The organism is Microbispora catharanthi (genome assembly GCF_006334915.2).
GTDB classification, from domain to species: domain Bacteria; phylum Actinomycetota; class Actinomycetes; order Streptosporangiales; family Streptosporangiaceae; genus Microbispora; species Microbispora catharanthi.
This window is the reverse complement of record NZ_VDMA02000010.1, coordinates 93,059-106,134: the sequence shown is the minus strand read 5'-3', so window position 1 is coordinate 106,134 and position 13,076 is coordinate 93,059. Positions and strand designations below refer to the sequence as shown.

At 72.2% G+C, this 13,076-nt stretch carries 11 protein-coding genes; all 11 read right to left on the bottom strand.

Annotated elements, in window-relative coordinates:
• Positions 1–30: 30 nt before the first annotated feature.
• The gene (locus tag FH610_RS45250) at positions 31–2,928 is read right to left on the bottom strand and encodes an ATP-binding protein (protein ID WP_139576070.1); all 2,898 of its coding nucleotides are present in this window, start codon (positions 2,926–2,928) and stop codon (positions 31–33) included.
• A gap of 48 nt (positions 2,929–2,976) precedes the next feature.
• On the bottom strand, positions 2,977–3,756 hold the full coding sequence (locus FH610_RS20135; protein ID WP_139576069.1) for an SDR family NAD(P)-dependent oxidoreductase: 780 nt from the start codon (positions 3,754–3,756) through the stop codon (positions 2,977–2,979).
• Positions 3,757–3,952: 196 nt separating this feature from the next.
• On the bottom strand, positions 3,953–4,690 hold the full coding sequence (dapB, locus tag FH610_RS20130; protein WP_139576068.1) for a 4-hydroxy-tetrahydrodipicolinate reductase: 738 nt from the start codon (positions 4,688–4,690) through the stop codon (positions 3,953–3,955).
• 166 nt (positions 4,691–4,856) lie between these two features.
• On the bottom strand, positions 4,857–6,167 hold the full coding sequence (locus tag FH610_RS20125) for a M16 family metallopeptidase (protein WP_139576067.1): 1,311 nt from the start codon (positions 6,165–6,167) through the stop codon (positions 4,857–4,859).
• Entirely contained in the window at positions 6,164–8,485 is a 2,322-nt protein-coding gene (locus FH610_RS20120) for a polyribonucleotide nucleotidyltransferase (RefSeq protein WP_139576066.1), read from the bottom strand. The genes FH610_RS20125 and FH610_RS20120 overlap by 4 nt, the downstream gene beginning before the upstream one ends.
• Positions 8,486–8,766: 281 nt before the next feature.
• The gene (rpsO, locus tag FH610_RS20115; protein ID WP_139576065.1) at positions 8,767–9,036 is read right to left on the bottom strand and encodes a 30S ribosomal protein S15; all 270 of its coding nucleotides are present in this window, start codon (positions 9,034–9,036) and stop codon (positions 8,767–8,769) included.
• Positions 9,037–9,212: 176 nt separating this feature from the next.
• Entirely contained in the window at positions 9,213–10,157 is a 945-nt protein-coding gene (locus FH610_RS20110) for a bifunctional riboflavin kinase/FAD synthetase (protein ID WP_139576064.1), read from the bottom strand.
• Between the two features lie 122 nt (positions 10,158–10,279).
• The gene (gene truB, locus FH610_RS20105) at positions 10,280–11,179 is read right to left on the bottom strand and encodes a tRNA pseudouridine(55) synthase TruB (protein ID WP_139576063.1); all 900 of its coding nucleotides are present in this window, start codon (positions 11,177–11,179) and stop codon (positions 10,280–10,282) included.
• A complete protein-coding gene (locus FH610_RS20100) occupies positions 11,176–12,192 on the bottom strand; it encodes a DHH family phosphoesterase (protein ID WP_139576062.1) in 1,017 nt (338 codons plus the stop codon). Before FH610_RS20100 ends, truB begins: the two co-directional genes overlap by 4 nt.
• Positions 12,189–12,677 (bottom strand): 30S ribosome-binding factor RbfA, encoded by a 489-nt coding sequence (gene rbfA / locus FH610_RS20095; protein ID WP_139576061.1) that lies wholly within the window; start codon positions 12,675–12,677, stop codon positions 12,189–12,191. The genes FH610_RS20100 and rbfA overlap by 4 nt, the downstream gene beginning before the upstream one ends.
• Before the next feature lie 47 nt (positions 12,678–12,724).
• Positions 12,725–13,024 carry a DUF503 domain-containing protein gene (locus FH610_RS20090; RefSeq protein ID WP_139576060.1) on the bottom strand — a complete coding sequence of 100 codons (300 nt, stop codon included), beginning with the start codon at positions 13,022–13,024 and terminating at the stop codon, positions 12,725–12,727.
• Positions 13,025–13,076 lie beyond the last annotated feature (52 nt).

The window sequence follows — 13,076 nt, the reverse complement described above, 5'->3', positions numbered from 1 at the left end:
AGAGCCTGCCGGTGAGGGCTCACCGGAGGCTCACCGCCGGCTCACCGCCTCTGCGAGGGCATCGGAAAGGGCATCGGGAAGTCCCAGCAGGCGCAGCGCGTCGGGGGCCGAGCCGCTCGCCGCCGCGGCCTCGGCGGCCTCCCGGTAGCGTGTCCGGGCCGTGGCGTGGTCGCCGCGCGCTTCGGCGACGCGGCCCAGCCCGGCGAGCGTGCGCACCCGGTTGCCGAGGCTTCTGATCCAGTGGGGGTCGATCCGTTCCGCGGCCTCGGTGTACAGCCGTTCCGCCTCGTCCAGGTCGCCCTTCCGCAGGGCGATGTCGCCGAGTCCCCGCAGGGCCGCCCCCAGGCAGGTGGTGCTGCCGGCGCGGCGGGCCAGATCGGCGGCTTTCGCATAGTCGGCGCGAGCCGCCTGCGCGTCGTCGGCGGCGGCGAGGTAGTCGCCCCGGTTGACCAGCAGATCGGCGGCGTCCTCCTGGGCGCCGAGCCGCCCGCTCAGGGTGAGGGCCTCATCGGTCAGCGCGATCGCGCGCGCGTGGTCGCCACGCCCGCCCGCCAGCCCGGCGAGCATGTCCAGAGTCAGTGCGGCGCCCCATCGGTCGCCGAGAACGCGGAACTCCTCGGCGGCCGCGCCGAACTCACGCTCCGCCGGTGCGACGTCCCTCGCGTCCAGGGCGCCGAAGCCTGACACGAATCGGGCGACCGCCCGCACCCACGGCTCGGGGCTGTCGTGCTGAGCCGACAGGAGGGTGAACGCGGCCTGCGCGTCGCTTTCGCCGACGTTCCGCATCATCCACGTCAGCAGGGCCGCCGGGTAGCGGCCCGGCCGGTCGCCCGACCACGCGGCGGCCAGGGCCCTGTCCGCCGCCGCGCGGTGGCGGAGCCATGTCGCGCGGTCGAACGCGCCCAGCAGCACGCACGTCGCGTACTCCTCGCCGAGGCCGTCCGGAGGCGTGTCATCGAGCGCGCCGAGCAGCCCGATCGCGTACGGCGCGACCGCGGCGGACGCGCCCCGGATCCACAGGTAGGCCGAGGCCGCGGCGAGCAGTTCCAGCGCCGTCGCGATCTCCCGGGCCTCGACCGCCCAGCGCACCGCCGCCAGCAGGTTCTCGTGCTCGGCGACGAGGAGCGGCAGCCATTCCAGTTGCTCCGCCCGCCGCAGGTGCGGATCGGCGGTCCGCACCAGCTCCAGGACGTGCCGGGCGTGGGCGCGCAGCGCCGTCTCGCGGTCGCCCGCCTCGTCGAGCCGCTCGGTGCCGTAGGCGCGGATCGTCTCCAGCATCCGGTAGCGGCCGCGGGAGACCTCCAGGAGCGACTTGTCGGCGAGCGACTCCAGCGTCTCGGCGTCCGTTCCGCACACCTGCCGCGCCGACTCCGCCGTCGCGCCTCCCGCGAAGACGGTGAACCGCCGGGCGGCTCGCCGCTCGGGTTCGGTCAGCATGTCCCAGCTCCACGCGACCACCGAACGCAGCGTCCGGTGCCGGCCGTCGGCCGGGCGGCTGCCGCGGGACGCGATCGCGAGCCGGTCGTTCAGCCGCCCCTCGAGTTCGCCGAGGTCCAGCGAGCGCAGCCGCGCAGCCGCGAGTTCGACGGCCAGCGGCAGGTCGTCCAGAGCCGCGCAGACTCGCCGTACGCGCCGAGGGTCGGCGGCGAAACCGCGTCGCACGGCGCGGGCCCGGTCGGCGAACAGCCGCACCGCGGCGTCGCCGTCGAGCGGACGCACCTGGTAGAGGTGCTCGCCGATGACTCCCAGCGGTTCACGGCTGGTGGCCAGGACCCGCAGCCAGGGGCAGGCCGCCAGCAGCCGCGCCGCCAGCGCGGCCGCCTCCTCGACCACGTGCTCGCAGTTGTCCAGCACGAGCAGGAGCACCCGGTGGGACAGCGCCGCGATCAGGCGGTCGACCGGCGTCCGCGGGCCGTCCCCCACCTGCAGCCCGCTCTCGCGCAGGCCGAGCGCGCCGAGCACCGCCCGCGCCGGCCCGGCCCCGTCGCCCGGCGTGGCCAGCGCGGCCAGCTCCACGAAGCACACCTCGTCGGCCGCCACCCCGGCCACCTCGACAGACAGCCGGGTCTTGCCCACACCGCCGGGGCCGAGCAACGTGACCAGCCGGGCCACCCGAAGCAGGCCGGCGACCTCCGCCACCTCCTCGTCGCGGCCGACGAAGGAGGTCAGCTGGGCGGGCGGCGCGGCCGGCGACGGCGAAGGATCGACGCTCAGCAACTCCCGGTGCAGCGCGACCAGCTCGGGCGAAGGATCCGCGCCCAGCTCCTCTGCCAGGTGGCGCCTGCTCTCCTCGAACACGACCAGCGCCTCGGCCTGCCCGCCCTCGGCGGACAGCGCGCGCATCAGCAATCCGGCCAGCCGTTCCCTGAGCGGGTGGCGGCCGACCAGCTCGCGCAGCTCCGCGATGGCGGCGCGATGCTCGCCGAGCCGCAGCTCGCCCTCGATCCGGTCCTCCAGGGCCGCCAGCCGCAGCTCCTCCAGCCGCATCGCGGCGGCCTGTGCCGTCTCGCTCTCGGTGAGCTCGGCCAGCGCGGGGCCGCGCCAGAGGTCCAGCGCCTCGCGCAGCAGCGTCACCGCTCGTTCCGCCTCGCCGTCGCGCAACGCCGTCCGGCCCTGCCCGGCCAGCCGCTCGAACCGGCAGGCGTCCACGTCGTCGTCCGTGACGACGACGCGGTATCCCGCGCCGCTCCGCTCGATCGCGGCCGCCGGCCCCAGCGCGGTGCGCAGCCGGGACACCTGCGACTGCAGCGCGTGCGCCGACAGCGCGCCGTCGGGATCGATCTCCTCGATCAGCCGGTCGGACGACACCACCTGACCGGGGCGGATCAGCAGCAGCGCCAGCAGCGCGCGCCGCGCCGGTCCGCCCAGGGGGACCTCGGTCCCGTCGTCGCGCCACACCCGGGTCTCGCCGAGGATTCCGAACCGCATGCCCGTGATTATCCCGCGATATCCCCCGAGGGAAGATCACAGTGGAGATCACGCGGGGACGATGGGCCCCAGGTAGGTCCCGCCCGACACGTCGACGGTCTGCCCGGTCACCCACCGGCCGCGTGGACCCGCCAGGAACCCGACCACGTCCGCGACGTCCTCCGGCTCGCCGAGCCGCCCCAGCGCGACCATCGCCTCCAGCCCCGCCACCACCTCGGGCATCGAGGTGTAGCCGATGGTCATATCGGTCCAGACCGCGCCGGGCGCGACCGTGTTCACGGTGATGCCGCGCCTGCCCAGCTCGTTGGCCAGCGTCGGGGCCATCGACTCCAGCGCCGCCTTGCTGATGGTGTAACCGATCTGAATGGTGACCGCGAACCGGCTGGCCGTCGAGCCCATGTTGATGATCCGGCCGCCGTCGTTCAGCAGCGGCAGTGCCCGCTGAATCACGAAGAACGGGGTGCTCACATTGATCGCCAGCAGCCTGCCGAACTCCTCCTCGGTGACCTGCGCGATAGGGCTGGTGGAAGCGATGCCCGCGTTGTTGACCAGGATGTCCAGGCCGTTCACGCCGTGTTCCGCCAGCCCTGCGGTCAGCCCCTCGAACAGCCTGTCCACCGCGCCGTCCTCACCGAACCGGGCCCGTACGGCGAACGACCGGCCACCCGCGTCCAGGATCCGCGCCACGGTCTCCTTGGCCGCGTCCTCGTCACCGCCGTAGTGGACGCAGACCAGAGCCCCCTCGCCGGCCAGCCGCAACGCGACCGCGCGCCCGATCCCCCGCGATCCGCCCGTCACCAGCGCCGTCTTGCCGCTCAGCTCGCCCATCGTCGTGTTCCCTCTCTGAGGCCGATCCCCGGTGGATCCGGCGATGGCTCAACACTGACGAGGACCGCTCACCGTTCCCTCACCGCCGGCTCACCGGGCCGCCGTCGACCGGCGCTGAGCCGGTCGACCGCGCAACGACGAGAGGCCGCCCGGCCCTGTCCGGGATGACGTCCAGGCCGGGCGGCGGGCGCGACTACTACAGGTCGAGAAGGCGCTCCAGGCCCACGGTGAGGCCGTCGAGCCCCTGCACGCGGCGTACGCCCAGCAGGACGCCCGGCGTGAACGACGCCCGGTTCATCGTGTCGTGCCGGATCGTGAGGGTCTCCCCCTCGCCGCCCAGGATGACCTCCTGGTGGGCGATCAGCCCGGCGAGCCGTACGGCGTGCACATGGACGCCGTCGACGTCCGCGCCCCTGGCGCCGTCGAGTGCGGTGGTGGTCGCGTCGGGAGAGGGGCCGAGACCCGCCTCGCGCCGCGCCCGCGCCACCAGTTCCGCCGTACGGCGGGCGGTGCCGGAGGGGGCGTCGGCCTTGTGCGGGTGGTGCAGTTCGACGATCTCGACCGACTCGAAGTGCTTGGCCGCCTGCGCGGCGAAGTGCATCATCAGCACGGCCGCGATGCCGAAGTTGGGGGCGATGAGCGAGTTCGTGCCGGGGTTGGCGGCCAGCCAGCCCCGCACGGTCTCCAGCCGTCCGGCGTCGAAACCAGTCGTGCCCACGACCGTGTGGATGCCGTGGGAGACGCACCACTCGAGGTTGCCCATGACGATGGCGGGGTGGGTGAAGTCCACCACCACCTCGGCCCCGGTCAGCGCGTCGAGCGGATCGCCCTTGTCGACCTCCGCCACGAGCTCCAGGTCATCGGCCGCCGCGACGGCCTTGCACACTTCCACACCCACGCGCCCGCGGGCGCCCAGAACACCGACCTTAATCACGCGCCCAAGGCTATACGTGACGGTGGGAGGCGGGACGGCGAGGAGCGGACCGACGCGCCCGAGTCCCGTGCGGCGGGAGGGGCCGCCTCAGGCGAGAGCCGTAGGGGGAGGAACGACGAGGCCGCGCCGGTGCGGAAGAGCATCGGCGCGGCCTCCAACGGCACGGTCAGGCGATGGCGGAGCCGAAGTCCTTGTCGGTGTAGGGACCGATCACCGCGAGCGTCAGCGGCCGGTTGAGGATGTCCTCCGCGACCGCGGCGATCTCCTCGGGGGTGACCGCCTCGATCCGCCCGAGCACCTCGTCGACCGTCATGAGCCGCTCGTACACGAGCTCGCTCTTGCCGATCCTGGACATGCGCGAGCCGGTGTCCTCCAGGCCGAGCACCAGTCCGCCGCGCATCTGGCCCTTGCCGCGGGCGATCTCGTCGGCGCTGATCCCCTCGGCCACGACCCTGGCCACCTCGTCACGGCAGATCTTCAGCACGTCGTCCACCTTCGAGGGCAGGCAGCCCACGTAGATGCCGAACTGGCCGGTGTCGGCGTACTGCGAGGTGTAGCTGTAGGCGCTGTAGGCAAGGCCGCGCTTCTCCCGGATCTCCTGGAACAGACGCGACGACATGCCGCCGCCGAGCGCGGCGTTCAGGACGCCGAGGGCGAAGCGCCGGTCGTCGTTGCGGTGGAAGGCGGTCATGCCGAGGACCAGGTTGGCCTGCTCGGTGGGCCGGTCGACCACCCGGACACCGGTCCTGACGTCCACGCCGGGGCCGCCGATGCGCGGGGACGCGGGCGCGGCGGAGCCGCCCAGCGCGCCCGCCCGCTCGTACGCCGCCGCGACCAGTGCGACCACCTGCTCGTGGTCGATGTTGCCCGCCACCGACACGACCGTGCGGGGCGGGACGTAGAACCGCTGGTAGTACTCGCGGATGCGGTCACGGCTGAGCGCGTTGATCGACTCCTCGTTGCCGAGGATCGGGCGGCCGATCGGCGTGTCGCCGTACAGCTCGGCGGAGAACTGCTCGTGCACCACGTCGGAGGGGTCGTCGTCGTGCATGGCGATCTCCTCCAGGATCACGCCGCGCTCCGACTCCACGTCCTCCTCGGTGATCAGCGAGGAGGTCACCACGTCGGCGAGCACGTCGATCGCCAGCGGCAGGTCCTCGTCGAGCACCCGGGCGTAGTAGCAGGTGTACTCCTTGGCGGTGAACGCGTTGATCTCACCGCCGATGCCCTCGATGGACGCCGAGATCTCCATGGCGTCGCGCGTGGGCGTGCCCTTGAAGAGCAGGTGCTCCAGGAAGTGGGTGGCCCCCATGTGCTCGGGGGCCTCGTCGCGCGACCCGATGCCCACCCAGAGGCCGACCGCCACACTGCGCACGGTCGGCATCGTCTCGGTCACGACCCGCAGGCCGCCGGGGAGGACGGTGCGGCGGATGACCCCCGCACCGTCCTTGCCCGGGAACAGTGTCTCAGTCGTCACGAGTTGCGCTCGTCCCGACCGCCACGGGTGCGGCTGCGGCTGCGCCGCGGCGTTCGCGGCTGCTCCTCATCCGCCGGCGCGGCGGCGGCCTCCGCCGGAGCGGGCGCGGCCTCGCCGTTCTCGTCCGCGGCGGCCTTCTCGGCGGCCTCCTTCTCGACCACCTCGACCGGGACCAGCGAGAGCTTGCCACGCGAGTCGATCTCGGCGATCTCCACCTGGATCTTCTCGCCGACGTTCATGACGTCCTCGACGTTCTCGATCCGGCGGCCGCCGTGCAGCTTGCGGATCTGCGAGACGTGCAGCAGGCCGTCCTTGCCCGGCAGCAGCGAGACGAACGCGCCGAAGGCGGCGATCTTGACGACCGTGCCCAGGTAACGCTCGCCGACCTCCGGCATGTGCGGGTTCGCGATGCCGTTGATCAGCGTACGGGCGGCCTCGGCGGACGGGCCGTCGGTGGCGCCGATGTAGATCGTGCCGTCGTCCTCGATGGTGATCTCGGCGCCCGTGTCGTCCTGGATCTGGTTGATCATCTTGCCCTTCGGGCCGATGACCTCGCCGATCTTGTCTACCGGGACCTTGATCGTGATGATGCGAGGCGCGGTCGGGTTCATCTCCGCCGGGGAGTCGATCGCCTCCTGCATCACGTCGAGGATCGCGAGCCGGGCGCCCCTCGCCTGCTTCAGCGCGGCGGCCAGCACGCTGGCCGGGATGCCGTCCAGCTTGGTGTCCAGCTGCAGCGCGGTGATGACGTCCTTGGTGCCGGCGACCTTGAAGTCCATGTCGCCCATGGCGTCCTCGGCCCCGAGGATGTCGGTCAGCGTGACGTAGGTGTCGCCCTCGCCGATGAGCCCCATCGCGATGCCGGCGACCATCTCCTTGAGCGGGACACCCGCGTCGAGCAGGGCCATCGTCGAGGCGCAGACCGACCCCATGGAGGTCGAGCCGTTCGATCCGAGCGCCTCCGACACCTGCCGGATGGCGTACGGGAACTCCTCACGCGTCGGCAGCACGGGGATCAGCGCCCGCTCGGCCAGCGCGCCGTGGCCGATCTCGCGGCGCTTCGGCGAACCGACGCGGCCCGTCTCGCCCGTGGAGTACGGCGGGAAGTTGTAGTTGTGCATGTAGCGCTTGGTCCGCTCGGGATTGAGCGTGTCGATCATCTGCTCCATGCGCAGCATGTTCAGCGTCGTGATGCCGAGGATCTGCGTCTCGCCCCGCTCGAACAGGGCCGACCCGTGCACCCGCGGCACCACGTGGACCTCGGCGTTGAGCTGCCGGATGTCCTTCGGCCCGCGGCCGTCGATGCGGACGCCCTCGCTGATGACGCGCTCGCGCATCAGCTTCTTGGTGAGCGACCGGAACGCGGCGCCGATCTCCTTCTCACGGCCCTCGAAGTCGGGCAGCAGCTTCTCCGCCGCCAGCATCTTGACCCGCTCGATCTCCAGCTCGCGCTCCTGCTTGCCCGCGATCGTCAGCGCCGAGGCGAGCTCGCTCTTCACGGCGGCGGTCACGGCCTCCAGGGCGTCGTCCTGGTAGTCGAGGAAGATCGGGTACTCGGCGGTCGGCTTGGCGGCGACCTCGGCCAGCTTCGACTGGGCCTCGCAGAGCACCTTGATGAACGGCTTGGCGGCCTCCAGGCCCTGGGCCACGGCCTCCTCGGTCGGGGCGACCGCGCCATCGGCGACCAGCTTGAGCGTGTCGCGGGTCGACTCGGCCTCGACCATCATGATCGCGACGTCGCCGTCGGCCAGGACGCGCCCGGCGACGACCATGTCGAACGTGGCGCGCTCCAGGTCGGTGTGGGTCGGGAACGCCACCCACTGGCCGTCGATCAGCGCGACGCGCACGCCGCCGATCGGGCCGGAGAACGGCAGCCCGGCGAGCTGCGTGGACATGCTCGCGGCGTTGATCGCGATCACGTCGTACAGGTGCTCGGGGTGCAGGGCCATGACCGTCGCGACGATCTGGATCTCGTTGCGCAGGCCCTTCACGAACGACGGGCGCAGCGGCCGGTCGATGAGACGGCAGGTGAGGATCGCGTCCTCGGACGGCCTGCCCTCCCGGCGGAAGAACGAGCCGGGAATGCGGCCGGCCGCGTACATCCGCTCCTCGACGTCGACCGTCAGCGGGAAGAAGTCCAGGTTCTCCTTGGGATGCTTGGACGCGGTGGTCGCGGACAGGATCATCGTCTCGTCGTCCAGGTACGCGACGGCGCTGCCCGCCGCCTGCCGGGCCAGCCGCCCGGTCTCGAACCTGATCGTGCGCGTGCCGAAGGGACCGTTGTCGATAACGGCCTCTGTGCTGTGGACACCCTCCACGGGGGACCTCCTCTTGGGTCGGTCTCCCGCGTCCTGCGTCGCCGGGCTCCCCGTTCAGGTGCAGTGCCGGTCTTCGATCGAAGCGCCCGGTCCGTCCGCACGGCTGTCGCCGTGCCGACCGGGGGCCACTACCGAGGACCGGCCCTCTCACGCCGCGGGATCGCGCTGCGGCTTGCTTGCGGACGCGGGGCACTTGGTCTCGGCTATTCGGTTGTTGTGCTCAGGCCATTGTGGCCGGTTATGGAAAAGGAGCGGCGAAGAATCGCCGCTCCTTCCTCACCTTATCGGCGAAGGCCCAGCCGCTCAATGAGGGAGCGGTAGCGGGTGATGTCCTTGGCCTGCAGGTACTTCAGCAGCCGGCGCCGGCGGCCCACCAGCAGGAGCAGACCACGACGGCTGTGGTGGTCGTGCTTGTGCGTCTTCAGGTGCTCGGTGAGGTCGCTGATCCGCTTGCTCAGAAGCGCGATCTGGACCTCCGGCGACCCGGTGTCACCCTCGGTGGTGCCGTACTCGCTGATGATGGACTTGGTGGTAGCGGCGTCAAGCGACACTGCTTCTCCGTTCTGGTGAAATGGCACGCGCAACGGTTCCCATCCCGCGAACGACCGTGCGTGCCTACAGTCGCCGTGACAGGACAGCCGGGTGGCTCACACCACCTGAGCATGGCTGACATACAACCCTACCAGCTCGTCGGACACATCCAGTCACGACGCGCCACGCAGCAGGTTCAGGAGGTGAACTCGCGGGCCCTGGCGACGTCGGCGTGCATCTGCTCGATCAGCGCCTCGATCGAGTCGAACCTCAGCGTGTCGCGCAGCCGCTCGCCGAAGTCCACGGCCACGTGCGCGCCGTACAGGTCCAGGTCGTCGCGGTCCAGCGCGTACGCCTCGACCGTTCGCTCCACCCCGTCGAACGTGGGGTTGGTCCCGATCGAGATCGCGGCCGGCCAGCGCTCCCCCTCGTACGGCGAGGGGCTCTGGGTGCACTGCAGCCATCCCGCGTAGACGCCCTCGGCGGGGATGGCGGTGTGCTGCGGCGACTCGACGTTGGCGGTGGGGAAGCCGAGCGCCCGGCCGCGCTGGTGGCCCCGGACCACCACGCCCTCGACCCGGTGCGGGCGGCCCATCAGGACGGCCGCGCCCGCGACGTCACCCACGGCCAGCCGCTCCCGGATCACCGTGGAGGAGATGGCGTCGCCGTCGCTGACCAGGGGCACGCCCTCGGCCTGGAAGTCGTACTTCTCCCCCAGCGTCCGCAGCGTCTCCAGGTCGCCCGACGCCTTGTGGCCGAAGCGGAAGTTCTCCCCCACCACGACCCCCGCCGCGTGCAGCCGGTCGACCAGAGCCGTCTGGACGAACTCGTCCGGCGACATCCGGGAGAACTCCAGCGTGAACGGCAGCACGCACACCGCGTCCATGCCCAGCGCGAAGAGCAGCTCGGCCCGGCGGTCGGTGGTGGTGAGCCGCGGCGGATGACTGCCCGGCCGCACGACCTCGTCGGGGTGCGGGTCGAAGGTGACCGCCACGGCGGGCAGCTCCAGGTCGCGGGCCATGTCCACCGCGCGGGCCACCATCCGCTGGTGACCGAGATGCACACCGTCGAACACGCCGATCGTGACGACGGACCTGCCCCAGTCCTGCGGGACCTCGTCCAGCCCGTGCCAGCTCTGCACCTCGACCTCGCTTCGTGTCTGATTGCCTCGCCTTCGGCAAGGCGGCTGAGTTGCCCCGCATCGGAAGCGCAGTAGACAAGACTGCCATGCCCCGCGGGGTGCCGGGGAACCAGCCCCCGGCGTCAGGAGGCGAAGACCACCAGAGGCCTGGCCGTCCCGCCGCGCTCCTCGGCGAGCGCGAGCAGCGCGCCGTCGGGCCCGAAGACGCCGATCGGGCCCGTCCCGAGGCCCGCCGCGCGCAGCCTCCCGCCGTGCGCGACCAGCCGCGCCTCGTCCTCGCCCACGTCCCTGCGGGGGAAGGCCGCCGCCACCGCGTCGGCCATGGGCATGATCACGCACTCCCGGGCCAGGTCCTCGATCGTGCGCGCCGCCTCGATGCCGTACGGCCCGACGCGGGTGCGGCGCAGCCGGGTGAGATGGCCGCCGACGCCGAGCGACGCACCGAGGTCGCGGGCCAGCGCCCGGATGTAGGTGCCGCTGGAGCAGGTGATCACCGCGTCCAGGTCCACCGTCTCCGGGGTCCGCCGGATCTCCCCGACCTCGAACGCGTGGATCGTGACCGGCCGGGCGGCCAGTGCCACCTCCTCGCCGGCGCGGGCCCGCTTGTAGGCCCGCTGCCCGTCGACCTTGATGGCGCTCACCTGCGGCGGCACCTGCATGATCTCGCCGGTGAGCGCGGCGACGCCCTTGCGCACCTGCTCGTCGGTGACGTGCCCGGCGAGGGTGGTGGCGACCACCTCGCCCTCGGCGTCGTCGGTGTTCGTCGTCACGCCCAGGCGGATCGTCGCCTCGTAGACCTTCTCGGTCAGCGCGAGGTGCCCGAGGAGGCGGGTCGCCTTCTCCACCCCGACCACCAGCACGCCGGTGGCCATCGGGTCGAGCGTGCCCGCGTGGCCGACCTTGCGGGTCCCCGCGATGCCGCGCATCTTGCCGACGACGTCGTGCGACGTCCAGTCGGCGGGCTTGTCCACGATGATCAGACCGCTCGGCGGCGGGGTCCTTCTGGCTTTGGCCGTGCTCACGACCGGCTCCCTTCCGGAGCGAGGAGGGGACGCAGGGCGGCCATCGTGTCCGCCACGGTCAGCGCCGAGGAGAACCCGGCGGCACGCGGGTGACCGCCGCCGCCGAGCGCGGCGCAGGCCCGGGCCACGTCCACCGTGCCCTTCGACCGGGTCGAGACGTTCCAGCCGCCCTCGTCGTCCTCCTTGAGCACGACCGCGACCTCCGCCTCGTCGACCCGGCGCACGACGTCGATCATACCTTCCACCTCGTCGTACGGCAGGCCCTCCGCGGCGCGGTCGGCGCGGGTCACGTAGGTCCACACCAGCCCCAGGCCGCCTACGGCGTCCGGCTCCAGGGTGGCCCGCCCGAGCGCCGTGCCGAGCACCCGCAGGTACGCGAACGGCGAGCGGTCCCACAGGTCCCTGGCGATCTCCTCCGGGCGCAGCCCCGTGGCCAGCAACCGGCCGGCCAGGGCGTGCGCGGCCGGGGTGGTGATGGAGTGCCGGAAGGAGCCGGTGTCGGTCACCAGCCCCGCGTACAGGCAGGTGGCGACCTCCCGGTCGATCGGGAGGCCGAGCCGGTCGATGAGCTCCTCGACGACCATCGTGGTCGAGGCCGCCCCGGGATCCACGAGGTGGACCGTCCCGAAGCGGGTGTTCGACACGTGATGGTCGATCACGAGGAGTTCGCCGGCCTTGCCCGCGTGGGGCGCGAGCAGGCCCAGCCGCTCCATCGTGGAGGCGTCGAAGGTGATCATCAGGTCGGGCTCGGCGGGGTAGGCCGGGGGCTCCACCAGCAGGTGCTGACCGGGCAGGAACCGCAGCAGCCGGGGCACGGCGAATACGCGGTCACCGAAGGACGCGACGACCTTCTTGCCCGTACGCGCAAGCGCCAGCCCGAGGCCCAGCATCGAGCCGAGGGCGTCCGCGTCCGGGGACACGTGGCAGGCGAGCGCCGGCGTGTCGGCCGCACGGATCAGTTCGGTCGCGCGCCGCCAGTCCGCCTCGCCGACGGCGCTTTCGTTCGTGGTCACCGGGCGGGGCGCCCCGCCTGGCCGGTGGGCTCGTCCTCGCCCGCCTCCTCGGCCGCCTCGGCGTCGAGGTCCTCCTCGAAGCGGTAGGGGTCGGAGTCGCCGGCGAACTGCGCGCCCTCCGACTGGCGGGCGATCTCCGCGTCCTTCGCCTTCGCCAGTTCGAAGAGGTCGTTCATGTGGCGGGCGCTGTCGGGGAGGGGGTCGTGCACGAACGTGAGGCTGGGAGTGTGCCGCAGGCCGGTCTGCCGTCCGACCTCGGAGCGGATGATGCCCTTGGCGCTCTCCAGGGCGGCGGCCGTGTCGGCCCGCTCCGCCTCGGAGCCGAAGACCGTGTAGTAGACGGTCGCGTCGCTCAGGTCCGCGGTGACCCTCGCGTCTGTCACCGTCACGAACCCCAGCCGCGGATCCTTGATCCGCCGCTCCAGCATCTCCGCGACCACCTGCTGGATGCGGTCGGCCAGCTTCCTGGCACGCGCTGCGTCCATGCTCACGCTCCCTCGTATCTGTACGGCTGACGCGCGGGCCGGGCCGTCTATTCCTCGTGGTCGTTGAAGAGCCGCCGCCGCGCGGACAGCAGCTCGATCTCGGGGTGGTAGGCGACCAGGCGTTCGCAGGCGTCCAGCACCTCGTCGCAGTTGGCCGCGGACGCCGATATCACGGCGACGCCGATCTCGGCGCGCCGGTGCAGGTCGAGGTGGCCCGCCTCGGCGACGGCGACGGCGGGGTACTTCCGCTGGATCTCGGCGATGATCGGCCGGACCACCGAGCGCTTCTGCTTCAGCGAACGGACGTCGCCCAGCAGGATGTCAAGAGTGAGAGCACCGATGAACATGCGTTGTCACCACGTCACGGACGCCCGGCCGCCGCCCCCGCGCGTGGCGGGG